This window comes from Algoriphagus sp. AK58, assembly GCF_014324365.1.
Classification (GTDB): domain Bacteria; phylum Bacteroidota; class Bacteroidia; order Cytophagales; family Cyclobacteriaceae; genus Algoriphagus.
In genome coordinates this window covers 92,952-116,982 of the sequence record NZ_QEIG01000013.1, presented here as the reverse complement: position 1 = coordinate 116,982, position 24,031 = coordinate 92,952, and the positions used below count along the sequence as shown (strand labels likewise).

At 43.8% G+C, this 24,031-nt stretch carries 27 protein-coding genes and 1 tRNA gene; 18 read left to right on the top strand and 10 right to left on the bottom strand.

What is annotated here, in order from left to right; translation table 11 throughout:
- The first annotated feature begins 61 nt into the window (after positions 1–61).
- Positions 62–796, top strand: coding sequence for a HisA/HisF-related TIM barrel protein (locus DDT91_RS12610; RefSeq protein WP_187176542.1), 735 nt, complete (start codon positions 62–64; stop codon positions 794–796).
- Positions 797–847: 51 nt separating this feature from the next.
- On the opposite strand, the gene DDT91_RS12605 is transcribed toward DDT91_RS12610, so the two are convergent.
- On the bottom strand, positions 848–1,198 hold the full coding sequence (locus DDT91_RS12605) for a hypothetical protein (protein ID WP_187176541.1): 351 nt from the start codon (positions 1,196–1,198) through the stop codon (positions 848–850).
- 74 nt (positions 1,199–1,272) lie between these two features.
- Here DDT91_RS12605 and DDT91_RS12600 point away from each other — a divergent pair, with 74 nt between their 5' ends.
- Positions 1,273–1,611 carry a tRNA-binding protein gene (locus DDT91_RS12600; RefSeq protein WP_187176540.1) on the top strand — a complete coding sequence of 113 codons (339 nt, stop codon included), beginning with the start codon at positions 1,273–1,275 and terminating at the stop codon, positions 1,609–1,611.
- Here DDT91_RS12600 and DDT91_RS12595 read toward each other — a convergent pair.
- Entirely contained in the window at positions 1,605–1,931 is a 327-nt protein-coding gene (locus DDT91_RS12595; protein ID WP_187176539.1) for a Rieske (2Fe-2S) protein, read from the bottom strand. The two genes, DDT91_RS12600 and DDT91_RS12595, sit on opposite strands and share 7 nt — an antisense overlap.
- A gap of 108 nt (positions 1,932–2,039) precedes the next feature.
- On the opposite strand from DDT91_RS12595, the gene DDT91_RS12590 reads away from it, so the two are divergent.
- Complete coding sequence (locus tag DDT91_RS12590; RefSeq protein WP_187176538.1) at positions 2,040–2,783, top strand: hypothetical protein; 744 nt, start codon at positions 2,040–2,042, stop codon at positions 2,781–2,783.
- A gap of 49 nt (positions 2,784–2,832) precedes the next feature.
- On the opposite strand, the gene DDT91_RS12585 is transcribed toward DDT91_RS12590, so the two are convergent.
- Genes DDT91_RS12585 through DDT91_RS12575 form a run of 3 tightly spaced genes read right to left on the bottom strand, consistent with a single transcriptional unit; the run spans position 2,833 to position 5,693 of the window.
- On the bottom strand, positions 2,833–3,978 hold the full coding sequence (locus DDT91_RS12585; RefSeq protein WP_187176537.1) for a cysteine desulfurase family protein: 1,146 nt from the start codon (positions 3,976–3,978) through the stop codon (positions 2,833–2,835).
- A 31-nt stretch (positions 3,979–4,009) separates the two neighbouring features.
- The gene (glmM, locus tag DDT91_RS12580) at positions 4,010–5,404 is read right to left on the bottom strand and encodes a phosphoglucosamine mutase (RefSeq protein WP_187176536.1); all 1,395 of its coding nucleotides are present in this window, start codon (positions 5,402–5,404) and stop codon (positions 4,010–4,012) included.
- Positions 5,405–5,462: 58 nt separating this feature from the next.
- A complete protein-coding gene (locus tag DDT91_RS12575; protein WP_187176535.1) occupies positions 5,463–5,693 on the bottom strand; it encodes a hypothetical protein in 231 nt (76 codons plus the stop codon).
- A gap of 72 nt (positions 5,694–5,765) precedes the next feature.
- Here DDT91_RS12575 and mazG point away from each other — a divergent pair, with 72 nt between their 5' ends.
- From mazG to fumC, 4 genes are all read left to right on the top strand, one after another.
- A complete protein-coding gene (gene mazG / locus DDT91_RS12570; protein WP_187176534.1) occupies positions 5,766–6,566 on the top strand; it encodes a nucleoside triphosphate pyrophosphohydrolase in 801 nt (266 codons plus the stop codon).
- Positions 6,567–6,701: 135 nt separating this feature from the next.
- A complete protein-coding gene (locus tag DDT91_RS12565) occupies positions 6,702–7,082 on the top strand; it encodes a RidA family protein (protein ID WP_187176533.1) in 381 nt (126 codons plus the stop codon).
- A gap of 6 nt (positions 7,083–7,088) precedes the next feature.
- Positions 7,089–7,580, top strand: coding sequence for a hypothetical protein (locus DDT91_RS12560; RefSeq protein ID WP_187176532.1), 492 nt, complete (start codon positions 7,089–7,091; stop codon positions 7,578–7,580).
- Positions 7,581–7,657: 77 nt separating this feature from the next.
- The gene (fumC, locus tag DDT91_RS12555; protein ID WP_187176531.1) at positions 7,658–9,058 is read left to right on the top strand and encodes a class II fumarate hydratase; all 1,401 of its coding nucleotides are present in this window, start codon (positions 7,658–7,660) and stop codon (positions 9,056–9,058) included.
- A 61-nt stretch (positions 9,059–9,119) separates the two neighbouring features.
- On the opposite strand, the gene DDT91_RS12550 is transcribed toward fumC, so the two are convergent.
- Both DDT91_RS12550 and DDT91_RS12545 read right to left on the bottom strand, forming a co-directional pair.
- The gene (locus tag DDT91_RS12550) at positions 9,120–9,776 is read right to left on the bottom strand and encodes a hypothetical protein (protein ID WP_187176530.1); all 657 of its coding nucleotides are present in this window, start codon (positions 9,774–9,776) and stop codon (positions 9,120–9,122) included.
- Positions 9,777–9,857: 81 nt separating this feature from the next.
- On the bottom strand, positions 9,858–11,780 hold the full coding sequence (locus DDT91_RS12545) for a glycoside hydrolase family 127 protein (RefSeq protein WP_187176529.1): 1,923 nt from the start codon (positions 11,778–11,780) through the stop codon (positions 9,858–9,860).
- 117 nt (positions 11,781–11,897) lie between these two features.
- On the opposite strand from DDT91_RS12545, the gene DDT91_RS12540 reads away from it, so the two are divergent.
- Complete coding sequence (locus DDT91_RS12540) at positions 11,898–12,728, top strand: SGNH/GDSL hydrolase family protein (protein WP_187176528.1); 831 nt, start codon at positions 11,898–11,900, stop codon at positions 12,726–12,728.
- A 392-nt stretch (positions 12,729–13,120) separates the two neighbouring features.
- Here the strand turns inward: DDT91_RS12540 and DDT91_RS12535 are convergent, their stop codons facing one another.
- Positions 13,121–14,005, bottom strand: coding sequence for an AraC family transcriptional regulator (locus DDT91_RS12535; protein ID WP_187176527.1), 885 nt, complete (start codon positions 14,003–14,005; stop codon positions 13,121–13,123).
- A gap of 143 nt (positions 14,006–14,148) precedes the next feature.
- Here DDT91_RS12535 and DDT91_RS12530 point away from each other — a divergent pair, with 143 nt between their 5' ends.
- Positions 14,149–14,958, top strand: coding sequence for a phytanoyl-CoA dioxygenase family protein (locus DDT91_RS12530; RefSeq protein WP_187176526.1), 810 nt, complete (start codon positions 14,149–14,151; stop codon positions 14,956–14,958).
- A 358-nt stretch (positions 14,959–15,316) separates the two neighbouring features.
- On the opposite strand, the gene DDT91_RS12525 is transcribed toward DDT91_RS12530, so the two are convergent.
- Positions 15,317–15,388, bottom strand: a tRNA-Arg gene (locus DDT91_RS12525).
- Positions 15,389–15,532: 144 nt separating this feature from the next.
- Here DDT91_RS12525 and DDT91_RS12520 point away from each other — a divergent pair.
- The 5 genes from DDT91_RS12520 (at position 15,533) to DDT91_RS12500 (ending at position 18,130) form a co-directional block, all read left to right on the top strand.
- Positions 15,533–16,081 (top strand): 30S ribosomal protein S16, encoded by a 549-nt coding sequence (locus DDT91_RS12520; RefSeq protein ID WP_187176525.1) that lies wholly within the window; start codon positions 15,533–15,535, stop codon positions 16,079–16,081.
- Positions 16,082–16,095: 14 nt separating this feature from the next.
- Entirely contained in the window at positions 16,096–16,626 is a 531-nt protein-coding gene (rimM, locus tag DDT91_RS12515) for a ribosome maturation factor RimM (RefSeq protein ID WP_187176524.1), read from the top strand.
- Between the two features lie 3 nt (positions 16,627–16,629).
- On the top strand, positions 16,630–17,319 hold the full coding sequence (gene trmD / locus DDT91_RS12510; protein WP_187176523.1) for a tRNA (guanosine(37)-N1)-methyltransferase TrmD: 690 nt from the start codon (positions 16,630–16,632) through the stop codon (positions 17,317–17,319).
- Positions 17,320–17,397: 78 nt separating this feature from the next.
- On the top strand, positions 17,398–17,763 hold the full coding sequence (gene rplS, locus DDT91_RS12505; protein WP_187176522.1) for a 50S ribosomal protein L19: 366 nt from the start codon (positions 17,398–17,400) through the stop codon (positions 17,761–17,763).
- 82 nt (positions 17,764–17,845) lie between these two features.
- Positions 17,846–18,130, top strand: a complete 285-nt coding sequence (locus DDT91_RS12500) for a hypothetical protein (RefSeq protein ID WP_187176521.1) — start codon at positions 17,846–17,848, stop codon at positions 18,128–18,130.
- 87 nt (positions 18,131–18,217) lie between these two features.
- On the opposite strand, the gene DDT91_RS12495 is transcribed toward DDT91_RS12500, so the two are convergent.
- Positions 18,218–18,466, bottom strand: a complete 249-nt coding sequence (locus DDT91_RS12495; protein ID WP_187176520.1) for a hypothetical protein — start codon at positions 18,464–18,466, stop codon at positions 18,218–18,220.
- A 281-nt stretch (positions 18,467–18,747) separates the two neighbouring features.
- Between DDT91_RS12495 and gltX the strand changes: the two genes are divergently transcribed.
- From gltX to DDT91_RS12475, 4 genes are all read left to right on the top strand, one after another.
- Entirely contained in the window at positions 18,748–20,286 is a 1,539-nt protein-coding gene (gene gltX, locus DDT91_RS12490; protein WP_187176519.1) for a glutamate--tRNA ligase, read from the top strand.
- Position 20,287: 1 nt separating this feature from the next.
- Positions 20,288–20,473: a hypothetical protein gene (locus tag DDT91_RS12485; RefSeq protein WP_187176518.1), complete on the top strand. Its 186-nt coding sequence runs from the start codon at positions 20,288–20,290 to the stop codon at positions 20,471–20,473.
- A gap of 79 nt (positions 20,474–20,552) precedes the next feature.
- Positions 20,553–23,303 carry a TonB-dependent receptor gene (locus DDT91_RS12480; protein WP_187176517.1) on the top strand — a complete coding sequence of 917 codons (2,751 nt, stop codon included), beginning with the start codon at positions 20,553–20,555 and terminating at the stop codon, positions 23,301–23,303.
- Positions 23,304–23,336: 33 nt separating this feature from the next.
- On the top strand, positions 23,337–23,987 hold the full coding sequence (locus DDT91_RS12475; RefSeq protein WP_187176516.1) for an outer membrane beta-barrel protein: 651 nt from the start codon (positions 23,337–23,339) through the stop codon (positions 23,985–23,987).
- Positions 23,988–24,031 lie beyond the last annotated feature (44 nt).

Below are 24,031 nucleotides of genomic sequence, written 5' to 3'. Positions count from 1 at the left end.
TCTGTAGTATATTTAGAAATAGAATATTCAAGAATTACCCTAATCCTTTACTTAAGTCGCTATGTTTGAAATCATTCCTTCCATTTGGCTGATCAACGGGAAATGCGTCCGTCTCAAGCGTGGAGATTTTGCTACAGAGGAAGTCATTTCCTCTAATCCATTGGAAATAGCTCAGGCTTTTGAAGGCATTGGGATAAAAAGGCTGCATTTGGTGGACTTGGATGGAGCAAGAAGAGGTGAGCCTAAAAATTATCACATTTTGGAAGCAATTTCTGGATATACTGACCTTAAAGTGGATTTTACAGGCGGAATTTCAACTGATGGTGATGTGATCAAATGCTTCGAGTTTGGAGCTAAAACGGTCACTATTGCCTCAGCAGCTGCCAATTACCCTGAAAGATTTGCACAGTTTATTCTCTCTTATGGTAGAGAAAAAATCAATCTTGCTGCCGATACCAACCCTTCTGATCACAAGATCAAAATCAGGGGCTGGTTGAAAAAGACTGAAATTGATCTATTTGACCATATCGAATTTTTCTATGACAGAGGTCTTAAATACCTAAAGTGCTCTGATGTCACCCGAGATGGTGTGATGGAAGGTCCCAATTTCTCCTTGTACAAAGAAATTCTTGAAAAATTCCCCAATATCCATTTGGCTGCTTCTGGAGGAGTAAGGGGAATTGATGATTTCAAAAAACTCCGTGATTTGGGACTTCATGCTGCTGTTTTTGGAAGAGCCTATTACGAGGGAAAAATCAGTTTGAGTGATTTGGAAAAATTTGTGGCAAACGGATAAAATGAAAAAGGAGGCCAATGCCTCCTTTTTCATTTGATATCATTGTGGAAATTAATCTTGCTTGAACTTATCTACGATATAAAGAAAGATGTTGAACGACAAGGTAGATGGGGATTCATTTTTTCTTGCGTCTTTCTCCTGCATTATTCCTCCCGCCGGTAGATCTCTTTTCACGTTTCCAGTTTGAACTGCCGACTTGTTAGGAGATGATTTAACTGATTGTGAAGCAAATGGAGAAACATTCTCCATGTTTGTGGAATGATCTTCAATCACAGGCTTTTCCGGAATTCTGGGGCTACTTTCCTCTTGGGCCCATGCATCTGTAGCAAAAAGAGTCATACCCCCTACTGCTACACAGAGCAAAGAGGCTTTTTTGAATGGAAATCCTGAGAATTTCGCCATGACTTGTGGAAGATAGTTGTTCTGTTAACTTCGGGTTTTGCAAAATGTTCCTAAAAATAGTAAAAAATGTGGCTATGCAAACGATTGACATAGAAGATTTCAACAAAATAGATCTCCGAATTGGTACCATTATAAGGGCAGAAATATTCGAAAAAGCCAAGAAACCAGCGTATAAACTTTGGGTTGATTTGGGTCAGGAGTTGGGAATAAAAAAATCATCTGCTCAGGTTACTGTCCATTATACAAGGGAGGAGCTGATTGGAAAGCAGGTAATCTGTGTTTGCAATTTCAAACCCAGACAGATAGCCGATTTTATGTCCGAGATTTTGGTGACGGGATTTACCTCTGAGAGCGCAGGGATTATTTTGGCTACCAGTGAGCGGCCAGTACCCAACGGACAAAAGCTTCATTGAGGGATTTGAATAGTCAAACCCTCTTCATGTAAACGGACCGGAAATACCGGAAGATCACTGCAAAATCCTGACCTTACCTGACCGGTCTTTAGGTCAAAACGATATTGGTGAAGTGGACAGATGATCTCGGACCATCCGTTGATATTGGCTTGGAGAAGGTCAGCACCCCGGTGGGGACATTGGGAATCAAAAGCAAAAAACTGTTCCCCTATCCTCAATAGCCCAATCGTTTTTTTTCCGAGGATCACCTTTTTTACTTTTCGTTCGGGCAGCATCAGAAAAATTTCTGCTTTGCTGCTTCCCAATTGGTATTCTTTCATGTATGTCTCCCATTTGTCAAGTCAAATTACCATCAGGGACTCTGTAGGTTGGTTTTTTCTGGAATGTTTCTCAATTTCAGCTATTCCAAACAATTTATCCGTAATTCTATGAAAAAATACCTTTTGTTGCCTTTTGTCTTATTCGCCTTTTGGGCCAATGGACAAAGCCTGGACGGAGCATGGAAATTGATCAGTCAAAATGGAAAAGCCTTAACTGACCAAGAGTACATCAAGATTTATCAGGATGATTATTTTGCATTCGGGGTAAAGAATGTTTCTGATAATGCCTTTATTGGAGCAGGTGGAGGACCCTATAAATATGAAGGGGGGAAATATTCTGAAACCTTGGATTTTTTTACACTCAATCCGCTTCAGGTAGGGACAACTACTCCTTTTAAAATTGAGCTAAACGGTAACAAACTCACTCTATCTGCCAATACCAATGAGGGCATGCTGGTGGAAACATGGGAGAAAATTTCCGACACAAAAGACGAACTGACTGGAAATTGGGTAATCACCGGCCGCAAGCAAAATGATCAAATTTCCCGATCCACTCCCGGAGCCCGAAGAACAATCAAAATTCTAAGTGGAGGAAGGTTCCAATGGGTAGCATTCAATTCAGAAACAAAGGAATTTTCAGGAACGGGTGGTGGAACTTACACCGCCAAGGATGGAAAATACGTGGAGACCATTACCTTTTTCTCCAGAGACAATTCCCGGGTTGGAGCCAGCTTGGGCTTTGATTTCAAAGTGATTGAGGGTGAGTGGCACCACAGTGGATTGAGTTCACAAGGCCAACCCATTTACGAGATTTGGACCCCTTATGCGATTGGGTATAAACCAGCAAAATAAGTTTACTGGGTTTCATTAAAAAAGGAGTCAATTAGACTCCTTTTTGATTTTATACTTCTACCATGTATAGCTCTTTGAGTTTGTTCACGGTGTAATCCACCTCTTCTAAGGTATTGAAACGGCTGAAGGAGAACCGCACAGAATCTCGTTCAGGATTATGATTCAACGCTCTTAACACATGTGAACCCACAGTGGCCCCGGAGCTACAAGCTGATCCCCCGGATGCTGAAATTCCTGCCAAGTCCAAATTAAACAGTAGCATCCCTCGATTAGATTCAGAAGGAGGAAGGCTTACGTTCAGAACAGTGTAAAGACTCTTCTCCATATCTGCTGATAATCCGTTGAATTCCACTCCAGGTAGCTCAGCTTTAAGCATTTCAATAAAATGCTTTTTTATTTTTTCAATATGGGATCGATGACCGGCCATATCCTCGTACGCCAGTTCTAGAGCTTTTGCGATTCCGATGATTCCGATCACATTTTCGGTTCCTCCTCGCATATTTCGTTCTTGCGCACCTCCATGGATAAACGGATGGATTTTTTTCTCTTTTCTGACGAATAAAAATCCTGAACCTTTTGGTCCGTGAAATTTATGGCCTCCGGCTACAATGGCATCTACGGGAAGATTTTTGAGATCGTGGACATAATGCCCCATCGTCTGCACCGTGTCAGAATGGAAAAATGCTCCAAATTCCTTTGCCAAAGCTCCGATCCGGTTAAGATCATTGAGATTTCCGATCTCGTTGTTGGCATGCATCAAGGAGATCAGGCTTCCAGGATTAGATTTAAGGAGATTTTCGAGTTGGTTGTAGTCGATTTCTCCTTTTTCATTCACATCCAAGAGGCTTAGTTTGACCGTTCCCTTTTTTGCTAGTACCTCCAGGGTATGAAGTACTGCATGGTGTTCAATCGGAGAAGAGATGACATGGGTAATCCCATGACTTTCTACTCCACAGACCAAAGCCGTATTGTCAGCTTCTGTGCCGCCAGAGGTAAAGAAAATCTCAGATGGGCTTGCATTCAGCAATTCCGCTACTTTTTTTCTGGATTTCTCTATTGCAGTCCTTACTTCACGTCCATGGCTATGAACAGAAGAAGGATTACCAAAATGAGATTTCATGAATGGCAGCATGGCTTCGATCACGCGATCGTCCATAGCTGTGGTGGCGGCATTGTCAAAATAAACCTTTGTCATATTTGGGTGTAGGTGCTGGGTATATTCAGGTTCAAATTAGTGATGCACTGACCACTTCTTTGATGTCCTGGATGATTTTCTTTGCCAAATGCTCAGCCGTAGCTTCAGAATCTGACTCAGAATAGATTCGTATGATAGGTTCAGTATTTGATTTTCTCAAGTGTACCCATTCCTTTTCAAATTCGATTTTCACTCCGTCGATGTCGTTGATAGGATGTTTTTTATACTTGTTCTTGATTTCCAACAGGATTTTATCCACATCGATTTCGGGTGTGAGTTCGATCTTGTTTTTGGAAATGTAATAGTTGGGGTAGGTAGCTCTCAGCATGGAAATGGACTTTCCAAACTTGGCCAAGTGAGTCAAAAACAAGCCGATACCGACCAAGGCGTCACGTCCGTAATGAGAAGCAGGATAGATGATACCACCATTTCCTTCGCCTCCTATTACCGCATTTGCCGATTTCATTTGATTGACCACATTGACTTCTCCCACTGCAGCAGCTGTGTATTTTCCACCCCGCTTTTCGGTCACATCCCGCAGGGCACGTGTAGAGGAAAGGTTGGATACGGTATTTCCAGGAGTTTTTGAAAGCACATAGTCAGCTACAGACACCAAGGTATATTCTTCCCCAAACATGGACCCGTCTTCATTGACCAGAGCCAATCGATCCACATCCGGATCGACTACGATACCTAAGTCATAATTTCCTTTCTCCAGTTTTTTGGAGATTTCCCGGAGGTTTTCAGGAAGTGGTTCTGGATTGTGTGGAAAATGACCGTCAGGGGTACAATACATCTCTTCGATATGCTCCACACCCAAAGCGCGAAGAAGCCTAGGTACGGCGATTCCTCCGGTGGAGTTGACCGCGTCTACCACTATTTTGAAGTTTCTTGCCTTGATCGCTTCCACATCCACCAATTCCAAATCCAGAACATGCTGGATATGGCGATCGATGTAGTCTTCAATCATGGTATATTTTCCCAGCTTCTTTACCTCAGCAAAAGAGAAATCTTCCTTTTCAGCTTTTTCCAAAATGAACTTCCCCTCTTCATCAGATATAAATTCGCCTACCGAGTTCAGAAGTTTCAGTGCATTCCATTGGATGGGATTATGGCTGGCTGTAAGAATGATTCCTCCTCCTGCCTGCTCTCTTGGAACTGCAAATTCCACCGTAGGGGTAGTGCTCAATCCCAAATCTATGACATGGATTCCCATACCTTGAAGTGTGGCAGCCACCAGTCGGGATATCATATCACCAGAGAGCCTGGCGTCTCTACCAATGACTACTTTAGGGTTCCCGGTTTTTTCAATTACCCAAGCGCCATAAGCTGAAGCAAATTTGACAACATCAATGGGGGTAAGTCCTTCACCGGCCTTTCCTCCGATGGTACCCCGTATTCCGGAAATAGATTTAATAAGCGACACGTACAGTTGGTTTTAAAGAATTTGAAAGAAAAAATCGCAGATTTTCGGTCAGGGTATATTATTTGAATTTGGCCATTACTTTGTCCACCTCATTCTCGGGATTTCCACAGCTGCTGTTAGCGTCTACGGTTTTTCCACAATAGCTGCAGGTCACTCCTTCTTTGTTGAGAAATGGACTTTGAGATGCACAAGTGCCTTTAAATTCACCGTTTTTGAGGAATATGAGCCTGACAGACATCAGGACAAAGAACAAAGCTACAAAGCCTAGTGTAATCAATACAGTTGCCATAACGGATAAATTTGCGCAAATTTAAAGCTTTACTTCGAAAACGCTTACAATTCCAGCTTAGTTTCCCAAGACATGTCAAATTTGAGTTCCCGTGCCGAGCAATTGGCAGCATTTGATCGATTGTTGACCATCATGGATGAGCTTCGTGCTCAATGTCCTTGGGATAAAAAGCAGACCACAGAGAGCCTAAGGCACCTCACTATTGAGGAAACATTTGAACTTTCTGATGCCATTTTGGAAGGAAATCCGGAGGAAATAAAAAAAGAATTGGGAGATATTCTCCTTCATATTGTCTTTTATGCCAAAATCGGATCTGAAGAAGGAAATTTCGATATGGCTACGTTGACAAATGCACTTTGCGACAAACTTATCCGTCGTCATCCTCATATTTATGGGGATACTATAGCCCAAGATGAGGAAACAGTCAAGCAAAACTGGGAAAAGATCAAGCTTCAGGAAAAAGGTAATGTTTCTGTGCTTGGAGGCGTTCCCAAGTCACTTCCTGCCCTCATCAAAGCCATGCGGATTCAGGAAAAAGCCCGAGGAGTGGGATTTGATTGGGAAGAAAAACATCAGGTCTGGGAAAAAGTAGAGGAGGAGATGCAGGAATTCAAAGACGAATTCAATGCCGCAGAGGAAAAAGAAATCGACAAAGTTAAGGCAACTGCCGAATTTGGGGATTTACTTTTCTCCTTGATCAATTATGCCCGATTCATTGATATCAATCCGGAAGAAGCCTTGGAGCGGACGAATCTCAAATTCATCAAGCGATTTCAATACCTCGAGAATGCAGCACGTGAAGCCGGCAAAAATCTAAGCGACATGACCCTTGCTGAAATGGATGTGTACTGGAATGAAGCAAAGAAGCAGTAGGCAGTGAGTAGTAAGTAATGTTCAGTCACAGTGATCCGACTAGGAATGTTGAAACTTTGGATTTCAGATCTCGGATTTCGGACTGCTAACCAAGTAACTCAATAAACTAATTACCCAATAACTAAATTACCAACTATGTCCAAACAACTTATTTTCACCGCTGAAGCTCCTGCGCCCATCGGGCCCTATTCCCAAGCGGTATTGGCTGGAAATACGCTTTATGTATCCGGCCAGATTGCACTAGACCCAGAGACCGGCGAGCTGATCAATGAAAATATTACCGAAGAGACCCATGCCGTTATGAAAAACATGGAGGCCATCCTGCGTGCTGCAGAATATAGCTTTTCCGATGTAGTCAAGTGTACCATCTTTATCCGAGATATGGGGCAGTTTGGTACCATCAATGAAGCCTACGGCCAATATTTTAAATTAAACCCTCCGGCCCGTGAAACAGTTGAGGTAAGTAAGCTTCCTAAAAATGTGAATGTAGAGATCTCCTGCATTGCCGTAAAGTAATTCTGTTTGAATCTGATCCCCTACCATACCGAAACCTTGGTGAGCCCTCTTTCCAAAGAAGAGGTCTTGGGTCATTTGATGCGGGTGACTCGGGAAGTGAATTTTCTGGATTCCCGTACCTATCAAAATGATCAGATCAAATTTAACGGCATGGTAGGGCGTGAGGGATTCCGGATTTCCCGATCCATCAAAAAAGGAGATACTTTTCTTCCTTTGCTTATTGGAAAGCTGGAAGACACGCCTAGAGGAAGTATTATATTCCTAGAATACCGACTATTCCCTTCTGCGGTGTTTTTCTTGGCATTTTGGAGTATTATTTTGACGGCCTTTTCTGCCTTTTACCTTTTTTTCTTGCCCAACCTCAGCTACAGCTTGATTTGTTTTCTGTTGGCCATCGGGAATTATGCCTTGGGATTGATGTTTTTCAATCGTCAGTACAAACTCTCCAGAGAAGTCTTTCATCAGTTGATCAATTTTCAGCTGAAGGATAAGGATTAAACGTCTCCTGCTTAGGCAGAAAAAATCACAGCCCTTAACTTTGCGACCGAAAAAATAAACACCTATTCCCAAATACCATGTCAATCCGAATTGAAAAAGACACGATGGGCCCTGTAGAGGTGCCTGCAGACAAATACTGGGGTGCTCAAACCCAACGATCCATCAACAATTTCAAAATCGGCGGAGAAAAAAACCGTATGCCGATAGAGATTATCCGTGCATTTGCCATCCTGAAAAAAGCCGCTGCATTGACCAATGCGGAGTTGGGAGTACTGGCTCAGGACAAAGCGGAAATCATCGGAAAAGTATGTGATGAGATTCTCGCTGGTCAGCATGACGATCAGTTCCCCTTGGTGATATGGCAAACCGGCTCAGGTACTCAGTCTAATATGAACGCCAACGAGGTGATTGCCTACCGTGCTCATGTGCTTTTGGGAGGATCATTGGAAGATGCCAAAAAGAAAATTCACCCCAACGACGATGTCAACAAGTCTCAATCCTCCAACGATACCTACCCTACGGCAATGCATATCGCAGCCTATCAGATGGTAGTGGAGACGACCATTCCGGGCGTTCAAAAATTAAGAGATACGCTTGCTGAAAAAGCGGAAGCTTTCAAAAATGTGGTGAAAATCGGTCGTACCCACTTCATGGATGCGACTCCCCTTACCCTGGGTCAGGAGTTTAGCGGCTATGTGGCCCAACTCGATCATGGCTTGAGAGCCTTGAAAAATACTTTAGCTCACCTATCCGAACTTGCCTTGGGCGGTACTGCGGTAGGAACGGGCTTGAATACTCCTCAAGGTTATTCTGAGCTGGTAGCTCAAAAGATCGCTGAACTTTCAGGTCATCCATTCGTCACCGCTCCAAACAAATTCGAAGCTTTGGCTGCTCATGACGGCATGGTCGAAGCACACGGTGCCTTGAAGCAATTGGCCGTATCTCTGATGAAAATCGCCAATGACATCCGAATGCTTTCCTCAGGACCTCGCTCCGGTATCGGTGAAATCCTGATTCCTGAAAACGAACCGGGATCCTCCATCATGCCTGGAAAAGTAAACCCAACTCAAGTAGAAGCCATGACTATGGTTGCTGCTCAGGTAATGGGTAATGACGTAGCCATCACAATCGGTGGTTCCAACGGCCACTTCGAACTGAACGTGTTCAAGCCTTTGATCGCGGCCAACTTCCTACAGTCTGCCCGACTGATCGGTGATGCCTGCGTGTCTTTCAATGACAATTGTGCCATCGGTATCGAGCCAAATACGCCGATGATTCAGCGTCACCTGGAAAATTCCCTGATGCTGGTGACGGCTTTGAACCCATACATCGGCTACGAAAATGCCGCTGCTATCGCTAAGAAGGCGCATAAAGAAGGCACTAGCTTGAGAGAGGCAGCAATTGCCCTTGAGCTTTTGACATCCGAACAGTTTGACGAGTGGGTGAGACCTGAGGATATGATCGGAAGTTTAAAATAACCTAAATAAAAACGGCTGTCTGAAATCTCAGACAGCCGTTATTTTATCAGAATGACTTTTTTTATTCCAGGATTTTTCTGTTGTCAAGCATAAATCCAACTGAAAGATACATTAGTGTGCTTTGTGTGGGTCTATAATTGACCCCTGCTACATTCACGGCTTGATTTTCTCCAATAAGGTAATCAGTCAAATAGTATTTAAAGCGGAAATATGTACCAGTTTTGGATTTGAATTCAAAATAGGCAGCAGGTAAATAGATATTTGTCCGGTCACTAAACCAAATGTTGGTTTTTGCTTTTTCCTCATTCACAAAAGTTTTCTGCTTGTAATTAACAGCAAATTCATTGTTGATCCCCAAGCCGACAAGGTTGCCTTTCATATCCCCAAATTTCAAAGCAATAGGGATTCCGACGTTGTAGGTTCTTTGTTTTACTCTGACAGAGTCGTTTAGTTCGGTGATCAATCCCACGTTTCTTAGATCCAAACCAAAATAGAATCCCATTTTATCATTGAAATCTTTGTGAAAGGTGACGGCATAGTTGAATACCGGAGAAAAGCGAACAATATCGGATGTTTCAAGACCTGTTGCTTTTACACTGCCCCAAGATAAAATTGTTTCTGAGGAGGAAACTGAATACCAATTCAAGGAGGTTTTTTCTTGTGCATAGAGACTTAGTCCCCATCCTAAAAGAAAGATTGAGAGTAATGTTTTTTTCATTTTGCTGTGGTTTAAAAATTTATCGAATGTACGTTTTTAGGATCTATTTTATAAATTCTTTAAAAAATCCCCGAAAGTCGCTTAATCTTTCTGGTTGTGCCCCGGAATCCAAACGACCATTTCATTTTGGCCCCGATTAGCCCAAGTGTAATAGGGAATGGCGATAACGTTTTTGGTCATGTCCCCATCAAAAGCCTGGAATTGGATGGCTTGGACTTTTTCATCCAGGATTTGATGTTCTTTTAGAGTGAAGTTTGGATTTGGAGTCAAGGTAAGTTGTAACACCTTGCCCTGATTGTCAGTCCCTTCTATGCAGTACACCAAAGGCCCTCTTTGGATCGCAATTCTACCTGTATTGGCAAGTACCTCGGGACGGGACTGAAGTTGGCGGATTTCCATAGGCAATTCGTAGAAGATTCGATCTCCTTTTTTCCATTCCCTGTCTATTACGGCATACCCATTTTCTTCTCGATAGCTGACCTTTTCTCCATTGACTAAAAGGGTAAAATGGGACTTTTCTTTCTCGAGAAAGCGGTAGAGTTTTCCGGGCACCGGATTTTCCTGAATCCAACCCGGGATTCTAAGACTTACTGTAAAACGCTTGGCAGTTTTTGGATTGACCCCTAATTCCACTTTTCCATCCCATGGGAAGTTCGTGGTCATTTCCACTGCGATTTTCTCACCGGAAAGATCAAATTCGGTCTGATTGGCAATGAAGAGATTGACCCAAATGCCAGTCTCGTTTTTGGCGTAGATGTAATCGCCTACTGATGCCACTAGTCTGGAAATGTTAGAAGGGCAACAGGCTGTGCCAAACCATTCCTTTCTGAAATGCTGCCCACTTGAGGCCAAAGGATTTCCATAAAAGAATCGGTCACCTGTCAAGCTCAGTCCATCCAACGCCGCATTGTAAAGACTCCGCTCGAGCACATCGATGTATTGCGAATGACCTTCGAGGAGATTCATCCGCTGATTCCAAAAGACCATGCCTACCGAAGCACAGGTTTCGCTGTAGGCATTTTCATTGGGCAGATCGTAGTCTACCGAAAAACCCTCATTGCTTCCCGAAGATCCTATTCCCCCGGTCACATACATATTTCGATAGACCACATCTTCCCAGACCGTTTTCATGGCATTCATATAGCCAGGGTCATTTTTGGTGGCAGCCACATCCGCTGCTCCGGTGTAGAGGTACATGGCACGCACCGCATGTCCGGTGATTTCTTTTTGGTTTTTGACAGGGACATCATCCTGAGCGTATTTAGGTCCCCACTCAGGTTTATCCCAAATGGCACCTTTTCCATATCCCCGCCCTCGCTGATCGAGAAACCAATCTGCCAGCAGAAGGTACTTTTCTTCACCTGTGACTTTGTAAAGTTTCACCAAAGCAAGTTCGATTTCCTCGTGTCCGCTTACCCAAGGTTTGTTGGCTTGTCGAAACTGTGTGTCGATATGGTCGGCCATTCGGATGGCGACATCTAGTAATTGTCTTTTTCCGGTGGCCTGAAAGTAAGCCACTCCTGCTTCCATTAAATGTCCCGCACAGTAGTCTTCATGCTTTTCCATGTCTTGCCAGCGTTTATCCAGGCCAGTGAGGGAGTAAAAGGTATTGATGTATCCGTCAGGTTCTTGGGCAGCTGCGATTTTGGCAATCCATTCGTCTGCTTTTTGCTCCAATTGAGGGTCTGGGATATTTTGGAGGGAATAGGCAATAGCCTCCAATGCCTTGTACACATCGCTATCGTCGTAATAGATACCCTCATGAGCTTCCCCTTGCTTCCTGGCAGCTTTTTCAAAATTCCGGATACGTCCGGTTTTTATTTCGGTCTGGTAAATGGAAGCAGGCAATGCCGATTTGGCTACCTTTTCCAACTTAGGCTTCCAAAAGGAATCGGTGATTTTGATTTGGGAAAAGGAATGAGCTTCCAGGGCAGTTTGCTTTTCCTGAGCGATTGTGCAAAAGAGCGGGAAAACAAAAGCCAAAAGTAAAAGCGGTTTCTTCATGGTTTTTGGGTTTCCCTGAAGTTAGGAATTTCTCCCTTTTCTCACTTGTCAAGCCATGGAAAACAGGTAGTTTAGGAAAGTCTTGTAGTCTGCCACCACTCGAAATATTCCTTACTTATGAAGAAGTTATTCTTGCTTTTGGCATTTGTTCTTTTTTCAATGGGCTTTTCGCCCAAACCTATGACTTGGGTTGCCATTGGGGACTCCATCACTTACCTCAACGACCATCCTGAGGAGACGGGCAATCGGATCTCCAAAGGGTATTTGAGCTTGGTGAAGGAGAAATTTCCAAATCTGGAGGTGGTGAATAAAGGCTACAATGGTTGGACTGCAATGCGTATAGCCACTGAATTTGAAAAACTTCAAATCCCGAAGGCGGATATCTACACCGTGTTTTTGGGGACAAACGATTGGTGGGGTGGAAAACCACTTGGGGCTTTTGAGGACTATCAAAAAAACACAGGTCAAGAGACCGTCTTTGGAGCATTCCGAGTCATCATTGATCATCTTCGAAAGCTAAATCCTGATGCTAATATCATCCTGATCACCCCTATGAAACGGGCGGATTTTGTCTATATCAACAATTACAAAAACAATGCATATGGATCTTACCGAAAGAAAAACGATCAAGATCTCGAACAATTTGCGGAAGCAATAGCAACAATTGGAAGGGAAGAAAATTACCCCGTTGTGGATTTATTTCACAAAAAGGGGATGGGATATGAGGATTTGGTAAAATTCAAAAGACTCAGAAATCCAGCCACTGGAGAATATGAAAACTTCAGCTATCCTGAATTTATTGATCAGCCTTTTGATCCGGAAAAAGACGAATACCCCTACCCGGAAACGTCCATTGATGTAACCTATGATGGGCTTCATCCTTCGGATAAGGGATATAGGATGATCGCTGAGGAATTGCTTCCTTTTTTTAAAAAAGTGGTAAAATGAAATTAGTCAATGGCTTCATTCCGATGGCAGCCTAATCAGCTTGTTGCCCTGACAGGAATCAGCCTTCAGGGACTTACAAACCGTAGAAAATCGAAAGTGTGCAATTGAATTCAATAGCTACTGATTTTAAGAGAATGAATGTAAGGCAATTTGCCAGTGGCTAGATCCAGGGGGCAAGTTGTTAAAACATGCCAAATCTTCGGTTTTTTGGTTGCCATTACTGACTGAGTCCGAAGTATCCATCTTCTGCCTTCCAGTCTATAATCATGGGATTATCAGTCAACTTTTAACACACCGTGAATCAGCGTTTGTTGTTGCCTGATCATACCCTCCAATTGTTTTAGCCGATCAAGAAAAAGGTTTTTCTAATCTTTAAACTTCACTGCCTGACTTTAAATATGTGAACTTGAAGGGTTGGGAGGATATTTTTCCAATTTGCTTTTTCTTCGATAGGCCATCGGGTTGACTCCTACCATTTTTTTGAATTTTCTATTGAAATAGGGTAAGTCTTCAAAACCACTTTCCAGAGCCACTTGTGAAATCGGGTAATCAGAAGAAGCTAAAAGTTGGCAGGCATGTTGAATTCTGAATTCCAAAACAACTTCCATCAAAGTTTTTTGCATGACTCCTTTAAAATATCTGCAAAATGCAGCTGGAGACAAGTGAGCGATTTCTGCCATTTGGTTGAGGCGGATTTCCTTTTTGAAATTTTGAATCAAAAACGAAATGATCCTATTGAACCTTTCTGTATGAGGTAAATCGACTATTATTTTTTCAAAGCTGTGATCCAAAGGCACCAAATCTTGAGATTGACTGAGAATGCCCAAGATTTCCACGATTCCTGTAATCTGTTGAAGAGGGGTTTGATTCGGAAGTCTCAAAATTCTCTCTCCGACCAGGTGTTTGGTGGTGTTAGTCACCATCAATCCTGAATGTGACTTGGTAAACAGCTTTCTTACCGATTCCATTTCGGGGAGGTTGAAAAAGTCTTTTCCCAGAAAGTCTCCATGAAACTGGATCACGTGAGCTGCAACAAGCTCTTCATGTGGTCGATTGATCCAGCAATGAGGGAGATTAGATCCTAAAAACACCAAATCTCCTGCTAAAAATGGCTGCGCATTTCTCCCGACATACCTCATCCCTTCGCCTTTTTCAATCCAGGTCAATTCAAACTCGGGGTGAAAATGATAAGGCGCATCAAAGGAAGGCAATTTCAGATACTTGTAAATAAAGGAAGTATTAGGCTTGCTATGGATGTACTCAAAAACCGCCTTCATGTATTGATTTTGCTTTCAAAGGATTTGGAATTCCAAATTATGTCAAAATAAGACAATTTATTGAAAATCAAATCCAAAATGAACATTGATATTAGGCTGTTCTTTGCCTTACTGATTGACCACAGCTTTATTCCAAAAATGATATGAAACACCTATTGAATCAACCCTACCCACTTAGTGATGAAGCCATCGCATTTTACCAGAAAAACAGGTTTATCAAACTTAAAAATGTATTCGATGCTCCCACCTTGGCCTACTATGGCAAGTTGATTTCGCAAAAAGTCGATGAATTCAATCAAATGGCCGAGCCCTTGGAAAATAGAGACACCTATGGGAAGGCTTTTTTGCAGATTTTCAATTTATGGAGGGAAAGTGAAGAAATTAGAGACTTTGTTTTTAGTAAGCGACTTGCAGGAATTGCCTCAGCACTCATGCAAACAGAAGGGGTGAGGATTTACCATGATCAGGCCTTGTTTAAGGAAGCAGGAGGTGGAATTACTCCTTGGCATGCCGACCAGTATTATTGGCCATTGAGTTCAGACAAGACCATCACCGCATGGATTCCCCTGCAACAGGTTGATTTGGAAATGGGGCCTTTGGAATTCAGTGCCGAAAGTCATCAAATCATCGAAGGAAGAGAATTATCCATCAGCGATGAAAGTGAAGTGAAAATTCAACAAAAATTAAGGGTTACTGACTTTAAGCATGTCATCGAGCCATTCGACCTGGGAGAAGTCAGTTTTCATTCGGGTTGGGTCTTTCATCGAGCAGGAGCAAATCACACGGATCAAGTCAGAAAGGTCATGACAGTAATCTACATGGATAAAGACATGGTTTTGAAGGAGCCTGAAAATGAAAATCAGAAAAAAGATTGGGAAACGTGGTGCCCTGGGGCAAAAGTTGGTGAAATCATCGACACGGAATTGAATCCAGTAGTATTCACGGCCGATTAATTGAATAATCTGTAAGGGGGCAAAAGGAAAGAGAGTGGAAAAGCTCTCTTTTTTTGCTAGGATCCATTTTGGGTAAATGATGCTGGCTGAAGGATGGTAAATTCTTACACCATAGGAGCTCAATGAGTAAAAAAATAGCCTCAAGTAACTAGCCTTTCACCTCCATGCGTGGGAATTATTCGTCAGGAAACTTCAGAAGGATATTCCTGTAGATATTGAAGACCTAGTAAGAAGTCCGATTCGCCATCAAATTTAGTCTGAAGAAAAATACTACTTGATTTTCAATTAGTTCCGAATTTGAACTCAAATCAAAAAAAGGGATGAATTTCATCCCTTAAATCATTGAAAATCAATAAAGTAGTCCCGACGGGAATCGAACCCATATCTAAAGTTTAGGAAACTTCTATTCTATCCATTGAACTACGGGACCAAAGAAAGTCCGCAAGATAAAGCAAAACCTAACTTTCTGGCAAATATTCTGAACATAACTTGTGGCTTTCCAATCATTTACCCTATCTTTGCACTCCAAATTTAGGATGGACGGGTTCCATCCACTCACTTAATCTAAACAATTATGTCCGTAAAAATCAGATTAGCACGTCGTGGCCGTAAAAAACAAGCCATCTATGACGTCGTTGTAGCTGATGCAAGAGCTCCACGTGATGGACGCTTCATCGAGAAACTCGGAACTTACAATCCGAACACAAACCCTGCTTCTATCAACATCAACAATGAGCGCGCTCTTACTTGGTTGTTGAATGGAGCTCAGCCTACCGACACGGTGAAAGCGATGCTTTCTTACAGAGGTATCCTGCTGAAAAAACACCTTCAAATCGGTGTGTTGAAAGGTGCAATCACTCAAGAACAAGCTGACGCAAAGTTCAATGCGTGGTTGTCTGAAAAAGATTCCAAAATCGAAGGCAAGAAAGACAAATTGGCTGCTGCTAAGGCAGAAGCTCGTAAGGCAGCTCTTGCTGCTGAAGCGGCTAAAAACCAAGCTCGTCTGGATGCAATCAAAGCAAGAGAAGAAGAAGCTAAGGCTGCTGCAGCCGCTGCTGAGGCTCCTGCTGCTGAAGAAGCTGCTACCGAAGCTCCTGCTGAAGGCGGGGAAGCTGAAGCTTAATATCAACATTATCCATGAACAAGGATCAGTGCTTTCAAATAGGCCGTATAGCCAAAGTTCATGGACTTCGTGGTGAAGTAAATGTGGTGCTGGATGTAGACTATCCGGAGGATTACGACGGATTGGAGCACCTCTTCCTCGAGCAAAAAGGCCGACTGATCCCCTTCTTTTTGGAGCACTTTGTGATCCAGCCTGGAGGAAAGGCACTGGCCAAGTTTGAGGACCTCAACAGTATCGAGCAAGTGGAAGCCTTGGTAGGCGCGGAAGTGTATCTTCCTCTCAGCGAGCTCCCCGAACTGGACGAGGATCAATATTACTACCACGAGCTGATCGGATTTGAGGTCATCGATGAGGTGAAAGGTCTGATCGGCCCTGTGCAGATCATCTACGATCTGGAAACACAGGATCTCCTCGGAGTGACCCATCAAGGTAAAGAGGTGCTGATTCCGATTCAGGATGGCATTATTACCAAGGTGGATAAGGCAGCTAAAAAAGTTTACTGCCAATTACCCGAAGGCTTACTTGACATTTATCTGGAAGACTAACCCATGCATATCGATATCATCACGGTGGTGCCGGGATTGCTGGAAGGACCCTTTTCCCATTCGATTCTCAAAAGAGCCGAAGAAAAAGGCCTCGCCACAGTCCGGGTGCACAACTTGAGGGATTATGCTACCGGCAAGCAAAAGCAGGTGGACGATTATGCATTTGGTGGTGGTGCCGGGATGGTCATGATGATCGAGCCAATCGCCCGATGCATCGAGGCCCTTCAAAAGGAGCGAACGTACGATGAAATCATCTACATGACGCCCGATGGAGAGACCTTTGATCAACCTATGGCCAATACGCTTTCTCTGAAACAAAACCTCCTGATCCTTTGCGGTCATTACAAAGGGGTGGATCAACGGGTCAGAGACAAGTTTATTACCAAGGAAATCAGCATCGGAGACTTTGTGCTCTCCGGTGGAGAATTGGCAGCTGCCGTAGTGGCTGACGCGATCATTCGGCTGATTCCGGGTGTGCTCAATGACGAGACTTCGGCATTGACAGACTCCTTCCAAGATAACCTGCTTGCCCCGCCGGTCTATACCCGGCCGGCAGAGTATGAGGGAATGACCGTTCCTGAAGTATTACTCTCAGGGCACGAAGCCAAGATAAGCGAGTGGAGATTTGAAGCGTCGGTTCGCCGAACCAAAGAAAAACGGCCTGATTTGCTCAAGGGCACAGGCTGGGAATAGGCGAGACAAGATTTTAACAGAAGTAATTCATTTATACCGCTGCGGCGGTGCACTGCGAAAGCATAAAAACATAAAGCTATGAGCGATCTAATGAAAATTGTAGAAGCGGAATACAGCGAGGCGAGAGCCAAATTCCCTTCTTTCAAAGCCGGTGATACCATCAACGTACACGTACGTATCAAAGAAGGTAACAAGGAGCGTATCCAGCAGTTTCAGGGAACTGTGATCCAGCGCAAAAACCCTAACACCAACGGTGAGACCTTTACCGTACGTAAAGTGTCCAACGGTGTGGGTGTAGAGCGTATCTTCCCTATCATTTCTCCAGCTATCGAGCAAATCGAATTAGTAAGAGAAGGTAAAGTAAGAAGAGCTCGTCTGTTTTACCTCAGAGGACGTCAGGGTAAAGCTGCACGTATCAAGGAAAATATCAGAGCAAAGCACTAAGATTTGCCTGTCTGATAAAGAAAGGAACTTCGAAAGGGGTTCCTTTTTTCATTTCTGCTAACTTGAAGAAAATTTTATGACTATGAATTCTTCCATGTCTTACACGGATCCCGGGGCGATCTTGGGACGGACTTTTCTCCGCATCGGGCAGGTGGTTTTGGTGCTCTTTGCCCTGGTCAGCGGCTATATGGTTTACTTGGGGTCTGAGGGATTGTTTTCAGACTGGGAGATCGAAATAGAAGAGGATTTACTCTGGTTGTTTCCTTCTCTAAGTCCTGAGGATTGGATCAGCTATTTTTTTGTAGGACTTGGGTTGAAGTGTCTGTTTTGGTTTGGGATATTGGCTTGGCTGGAGAGGAAGATTTGAGTTTTGGATCACTTCATTCCAAGGAAAGCACTATTGTCCAATAGAAAACCGATTGGGCAATGATCTGATTACATACAGGATGAACTTTTAGTCAGCTTCTTTGAAAAGCTCCAATATCTGCTTGGCTACCCATTCTCTATCCTCTTCACGGGTATAAAAAAAACCGATTCGATTTCCCTCTATTTCATGGATTAAACCCAACAAATCACCCTTGTTTTGAACACATAAGATTAGCTCTTCGATATACCTTACGTATTCGGTTTCCAAATCCGATCCAGAAACTCCGATTGGGTTCCAATGCATTAATACAGCATTAATTTCTTGGTAAAGAGCCATGTATAAGTTGAAACTAAGGGGAAATTCACACGATTAATGTTACTACTACTAAAGGAAAATTGCTACATCAATCAATCCAAAAAAGATCAATCCTATTTATTTAAAAGTCAAGCTTGCCTTCAAGGATTTCCCAAACTTGTAGCTCAATTTCGCTAGCATTCGATCCCCTTACTTTTTGTAGGATTAATCCCCTTTCCCCAACTATTCCCTATCTTTGTGCCCTGATTTGGACTAAACCTAGCCCCGCTTTTTGGGGTATCAAGCTCAGTTACTGACCTCCCATGAATAGAGAAGTTCGCGTACGATTTGCTCCTTCACCTACAGGCGCCCTGCATATCGGCGGTGTCCGTACTGCCTTATATAATTACCTCTTTGCCCGAAAAATGGGCGGTAAATTTCTCCTTCGCATCGAGGACACCGACCAAACCCGCTTTGTACCCGGTGCGGAAGACTACATCCGCGAGTCACTCGATTGGTTGGGAATTACTCCAGATGAAAGTCCATGGAAGCCCGGTAGTGTAGCTCCTTACCGTCAATCGGAGCGCAAGGAAATGTACATGCAGTATGCCTTGGATTTGGTGAATAAAGGTCATGCCTACTATGCCTTTGACACCGCAGAGGAACTGGAGGCTATGCGTGAGCGACTCACCGCTGCCCGTGTGGTGCAGCCACAGTACAACAGCATCACACGCACCCAAATGAAAAACTCCCTCACCCTCTCCAAGGATGAGGTAGCTACCCGACTCGCTTCGGGTGATCCTTACGTGATCCGCATCAAAATCCCCCTGAAGGAAGATGTGCGTTTGAATGACATGATCCGTGGTTGGGTATTGGTGCACTCGAGCACCTTGGACGACAAAGTGCTGATGAAGTCGGACGGCATGCCTACCTATCACCTGGCCAATATTGTGGACGATCACCTGATGGGCATCACTCATGTCATCCGTGGAGAAGAATGGCTGCCCTCCGCTCCACTCCACGTGCTGCTGTATAAGTTTTTCGGCTGGGAAGATACCATGCCGCAGTTTGCACACTTACCGCTCTTGCTCAAGCCTGATGGCAATGGCAAGCTTTCCAAGCGTGATGGAGATAAGCTCGGTTTTCCGGTATTCCCCTTGAATTGGACTGATCCATTTACTCAGGAGAAAGCCTCCGGCTTCCGCGAACAAGGATATTTGCCGGATGCCTTTTTGAATTTCTTGGCCTTTTTGGGTTGGAATCCAGGCGATGAGCGGGAGATTTTCTCCCTGGAAGAGTTGGTAGAGGCTTTCAGTATTGATCGGATTGGCAAGGCGGGTACCAAGTTTGACATCGCCAAAGCCAAGTGGTACAATGAACAATACATTCGTACAAAACCCAACGAGGAGTTGGCCAAATTTCTGATTGCTGACGCAAAATCCGATGGCATCACGATTCCTGAGGAAAAAGCCCTAGCCATCATCAGCTTGCTCAAAGACCGGGTCACATTCCCATCCGAATTCTGGAGAGACAGTCAATTCATCATGACGGCACCCAAGGACTTCGACCAAGAGGTAGCTTCCAAAAAATGGAATGCCGATTCGGTAAAATTGTTGAGTGCTTATGCCGCAGCTTTGGATAATTTCGAAGGGGTATTTGCAGGTGATAACCCCAAGTTGCTTCTCGAGAAAACTGCTGAAGTGGAGGGAATCAAACTTGGAAAAGTGATGCAGGCCGTCCGATTGGCAGTGACCGGGATGGGGGCAGGCCCCGATTTGATGCAGGTTTTTGCTATTTTAGGACCTGCTGAAGTGGCGAAAAGAATTCGATATGCACTAACCACCCTAACAGTCGTAAGCTAAGATGACCAAGAAGAAGAAAAAAGAAGAGGAGCCCAAGGTTCATGAAGAACTCAAAGGCTTCAAAATGGAAATCAATTCTTTCGGAGAGATTTCATCCTCCTTTTCCATCGACAAGATCAATGAGTTTCTCAACAAAAATGTAGAGGACAAAAAGCTCAAGGATCGGGACGATTCTAAATCAGAATAATTAACTAATCTTATCAGCCCCTTTTGGGGCTTTTTTTTTACTTTGCTCCGTCAATTACCTACTAAACCAACTCGCTGACATGAAGCAGTTTCTTTTGTCTTTTTTGGTCTTTTTTTCTAGCCTGGCTGTTGGCTTTGCTCAGACCGGCACTATTACTGGGCAGATCAAAGATGCTGAAACAGGCGAGGCCTTACCCTTTTGCAGCGTTTTTGTCAATAACACAACCATTGCCACAGTCACGGATATGGATGGTAAATACATGCTTTCCGGCTTGGAGTCGGGTCCTTTGGAGTTGGGATTTTCTTTTATGGGCTATGTGGCAGAAACCCGAAAAGTAACCCTTAATCCCGGAGGAACTCTGACCATCAATTTGAGCATGAAGCCCTTTGCCCAAGAGCTTTCTGATGTGGAAATCAAGGCTTCTAGAGACAAAAACTGGGAGCGAGATCTTCGCAAATTCCAAAACCTGTTCATAGGTATCGATGAAGCCGCAACCCAAACTACCATCCTCAATCCTTGGGTGATTGACTTTCCGGTAGCTTCGGAGAAAGGCGCTTTTGTCGCCAAAGCGGATCAGCCTATCGAGATCGAAAATGCCTTTTTAGGCTATAAAATCACTTTCAATCTTAAGGATTTTTTCGATTCCCCGACCAATTATCGAATCGTGGGTGCGGCAAGATTTGAAGAAATGAAGCCTGAATCAGATGCCCAGAAATCCATTTGGGAAAAAAACAGGGCCGAAGTATACCGCAAGTCACCGATGAATATGTTCAGGGCCATGCTCAAAGGTGCTCACGAGCGGGAGGGCTTCTACCTCTATGGAGACAAGGCGGGCGGTTCGGCAAGTATGAATATGCGTTCGGATATTTTTGCTAATGAGCTTGGAAAATCCGTAGTTCCCTACAAGGCCGATCCTTTAGTCACACCCATCAGCCCGCCGGGCACCTACCTTCTCAATCTGAAAGGGAGAATTGAAATTCACTATCAAAAAGGCTTTGCTCAGGCCAATACCTACAAGGATGCTCCTTACCCCATTTCTTGGGTGGAAGTGAACAAGGGACAAGTCAAAGTGAAAGAAAACGGGATGGTACTCAATCCCGAGGATGTGGTTTTCTCCGGAGATATGGACCGGAAGCGGATTTCCAATCTGCTTCCTTTGGATTACAATGCGGAAAAAGCGATTCTTCTCCAAGATTTAGCCAAAACAGCTAAAAACTACCAGGAAAGAGTCTACCTCCATACTGACAAGCCCTATTATTACGCAGGTGATCAGCTATTTTTCAAAGGCTACTTTGCCTATGGCAATCCGTATCTTCGGGATGAATTGAGCAAAGTGCTCCATGTAGAAGTAATCAGTAGTGAAAGGGACTTGTTGATTGAAAAGAAATTCCCGATCCGTGACGGGTTGGTGGTTGGGGATTTTTATTTGCCAGATACGCTCAATGGGGAAAAGTATTTCTTGAGAGCCTATACCAACTGGATGCGAAACTATGGACCTAATCACTACTTTTTACAACCACTTTCCGTCCTGAATCCTTACAAGCGGATTATCAATGAGGAGGCAATTTCTGCTTGGACCAACCAAGGGGTGAGCTTGAGATCAGATAAGCCGATTTTTGGAACGCGGGAAAAGGTTACGATTACCCTCAATCTGACTGATTCAAAGGGTAGGCCAGCTGCCTCGACACTCTCCGTAGGTGTCTGGGATGCCGAGCAATTGGTGCCAATTCAGCGCTATCCCAACATGAAGGAAAGCATAAATCTTTCAGGTGTTCCTGAGTCCTTAGGTTTGGATCGTTTTTCTTATCCTGTAGAAAAGCAATTGAAATTCTCAGGAAAGGTTACGGATGAAAAAGGCAAAGGAGTAGCTTCCGACATTACTGCCTTTGTCAATGACTTCCAAGGTATGATCGAACTCCAATCCAATACCGATGGGAATTTCATTTTGGATGAAATGGAGTTCTATGGTCCCATGCGATTGGGATTTTTGGCTGCCGATAAAAAGGGCAGACCATTTTCTATCCAGTTGGATGAGCAGCTTAAGGCACCGGTTTCGCTCCCTTCGGAGGCTTATTTTCCGAAAGTAACCACCTTGGCCAAACCCATCAAAATCATCGAAAAGCAGGAAGAGATTCTGTCTGAAAGTACCCAAACCTCGGGCAGTAGTGTTAGAAAGGCAATTTATGGCAATCCGGATTTTGTCATTGAGGGAGAAAAATTGATGAAAACGGGTAATACTACTGACTTGGTCAACAGCCTTGTGGGGAATATCCCAGGAGCGCAAGTCAATCTGGTAGGGGGCACAGGACAACAAACCATCCGTCTTCGAGGAGGTGCCATATCCGGGAGTATGTCTATGGAACCGGTTGTGATGCTTGATGGAGTGGTGTTGGTTTCTGGAGGCGCAACGACTGCTGCCGATAATATTCGTACGATCAATCCTTTTGACATTGAACGGATAGAGGTAGTCACTCGTATGGTATCCATGTTGGGCGACCAGGGTAGAAATGGAGTAATTGCCATCTATCTGAAAGATCAGCTCAATGCTACAGATAACCTTTCGGGAAAGGGTATGGCTGAGTACGTCATCGAGGGATACCAGCCTCCCGGGAATTTTTTTCCTTTGGATTATTCCAATAGTACAATTTCCATAGAGAAAGACGACCGTCAGACTTTATTTTGGAATCCTTACTTAGTGACAGATGAGAAAGGGGAATTAACCTTGACCTTTTATTCCAATGATTCGACAGGTCCGGTAGTTGTTGAGATCAGAGGGTTGACCGTGGATGGGGAAATCATTTCAGGAACATTCGTACTAAACAAGAAATAACAAGAAAGGAAACTAATTCTCCTATTTTTGGGCATGAATAAATCAATCCTTGTCCTTTTCTTTTTTCTGCTATCCAGCGCGTCTTGGGCTCAGCTTAGCATTGGGATAAGAGGGGGATATGCCACATCTTCATACAGTTATCAGGCTACTGCAGGCAATCGGAGTACTTCAGTGGATGGGATAGGGGCTCCGACGTTTGCTATTGTGGTGGAGTATTTCAATGCAAAAAATGCGGGAATCGAACTCAATGCTCAGTATTTGACGCTTGGATATAGACAATTCAATGAGGAGGGAGATCTCAATCAGACCGAGTTTAATTACATAAAATTCCCCCTCTTAGCCAGCTTTTTTGCAGGAAGGTCGGGAAGAATTCAAATAAAGGTTGGTCCTCACCTTGGCCAATTAAGAGATGCATCTGATGTCTCCAGGGAGTACTCCGGGGGAAATCCTCCAGAGCTTCCCACTTTTGGACAACCCGGGGATAATCCCAACAAATTCATGTATGGGATTACCGCAGGAGGGGGGATATCAAAGCTTTTTGGTAAAAGTACCCTCTCTGCTGAAGTTAGGTTTGCTTATGATTTTACCAATCCCGAATCTCAAGATAGAGTCTTTGATATGCGCTCTACCAATCTGGAATTTACCCTGGCGTATCTTTTCAGGGTCAAAGAGCGAAAGGATTAACCACTGTCCCGTTGAAAGCTTGAAAGGACTCTGTAACTTTGGAT

Excerpts from the sequence above, each read along its gene's own strand:
- DDT91_RS12590 (WP_187176538.1), top strand. The coding sequence starts at position 2,040 with ATGAAAAAATACCTTTTGTTGCCTTTTGTCTTATTCGCCTTTTGGGCC.
- DDT91_RS12550 (WP_187176530.1), bottom strand. The coding sequence starts at position 9,776 with ATGAAAAAAACATTACTCTCAATCTTTCTTTTAGGATGGGGACTAAGT.
- rplS (WP_187176522.1), top strand. The coding sequence starts at position 17,398 with ATGAGCGATCTAATGAAAATTGTAGAAGCGGAATACAGCGAGGCGAGA.
- DDT91_RS12585 (WP_187176537.1), bottom strand. The coding sequence starts at position 3,978 with ATGACAAAGGTTTATTTTGACAATGCCGCCACCACAGCTATGGACGAT.
- DDT91_RS12595 (WP_187176539.1), bottom strand. The coding sequence starts at position 1,931 with ATGAAAGAATACCAATTGGGAAGCAGCAAAGCAGAAATTTTTCTGATG.
- DDT91_RS12610 (WP_187176542.1), top strand. The coding sequence starts at position 62 with ATGTTTGAAATCATTCCTTCCATTTGGCTGATCAACGGGAAATGCGTC.
- DDT91_RS12530 (WP_187176526.1), top strand. The coding sequence starts at position 14,149 with ATGAAACACCTATTGAATCAACCCTACCCACTTAGTGATGAAGCCATC.
- fumC (WP_187176531.1), top strand. The coding sequence starts at position 7,658 with ATGTCAATCCGAATTGAAAAAGACACGATGGGCCCTGTAGAGGTGCCT.
- DDT91_RS12605 (WP_187176541.1), bottom strand. The coding sequence starts at position 1,198 with ATGGCGAAATTCTCAGGATTTCCATTCAAAAAAGCCTCTTTGCTCTGT.
- gltX (WP_187176519.1), top strand. The coding sequence starts at position 18,748 with ATGAATAGAGAAGTTCGCGTACGATTTGCTCCTTCACCTACAGGCGCC.
- DDT91_RS12485 (WP_187176518.1), top strand. The coding sequence starts at position 20,288 with ATGACCAAGAAGAAGAAAAAAGAAGAGGAGCCCAAGGTTCATGAAGAA.
- DDT91_RS12540 (WP_187176528.1), top strand. The coding sequence starts at position 11,898 with ATGAAGAAGTTATTCTTGCTTTTGGCATTTGTTCTTTTTTCAATGGGC.
- DDT91_RS12565 (WP_187176533.1), top strand. The coding sequence starts at position 6,702 with ATGTCCAAACAACTTATTTTCACCGCTGAAGCTCCTGCGCCCATCGGG.
- rimM (WP_187176524.1), top strand. The coding sequence starts at position 16,096 with ATGAACAAGGATCAGTGCTTTCAAATAGGCCGTATAGCCAAAGTTCAT.
- DDT91_RS12495 (WP_187176520.1), bottom strand. The coding sequence starts at position 18,466 with ATGGCTCTTTACCAAGAAATTAATGCTGTATTAATGCATTGGAACCCA.
- DDT91_RS12575 (WP_187176535.1), bottom strand. The coding sequence starts at position 5,693 with ATGGCAACTGTATTGATTACACTAGGCTTTGTAGCTTTGTTCTTTGTC.
- DDT91_RS12475 (WP_187176516.1), top strand. The coding sequence starts at position 23,337 with ATGAATAAATCAATCCTTGTCCTTTTCTTTTTTCTGCTATCCAGCGCG.
- DDT91_RS12600 (WP_187176540.1), top strand. The coding sequence starts at position 1,273 with ATGCAAACGATTGACATAGAAGATTTCAACAAAATAGATCTCCGAATT.
- DDT91_RS12480 (WP_187176517.1), top strand. The coding sequence starts at position 20,553 with ATGAAGCAGTTTCTTTTGTCTTTTTTGGTCTTTTTTTCTAGCCTGGCT.
- DDT91_RS12535 (WP_187176527.1), bottom strand. The coding sequence starts at position 14,005 with ATGAAGGCGGTTTTTGAGTACATCCATAGCAAGCCTAATACTTCCTTT.
- mazG (WP_187176534.1), top strand. The coding sequence starts at position 5,766 with ATGTCAAATTTGAGTTCCCGTGCCGAGCAATTGGCAGCATTTGATCGA.
- DDT91_RS12520 (WP_187176525.1), top strand. The coding sequence starts at position 15,533 with ATGTCCGTAAAAATCAGATTAGCACGTCGTGGCCGTAAAAAACAAGCC.
- trmD (WP_187176523.1), top strand. The coding sequence starts at position 16,630 with ATGCATATCGATATCATCACGGTGGTGCCGGGATTGCTGGAAGGACCC.
- DDT91_RS12500 (WP_187176521.1), top strand. The coding sequence starts at position 17,846 with ATGAATTCTTCCATGTCTTACACGGATCCCGGGGCGATCTTGGGACGG.
- DDT91_RS12545 (WP_187176529.1), bottom strand. The coding sequence starts at position 11,780 with ATGAAGAAACCGCTTTTACTTTTGGCTTTTGTTTTCCCGCTCTTTTGC.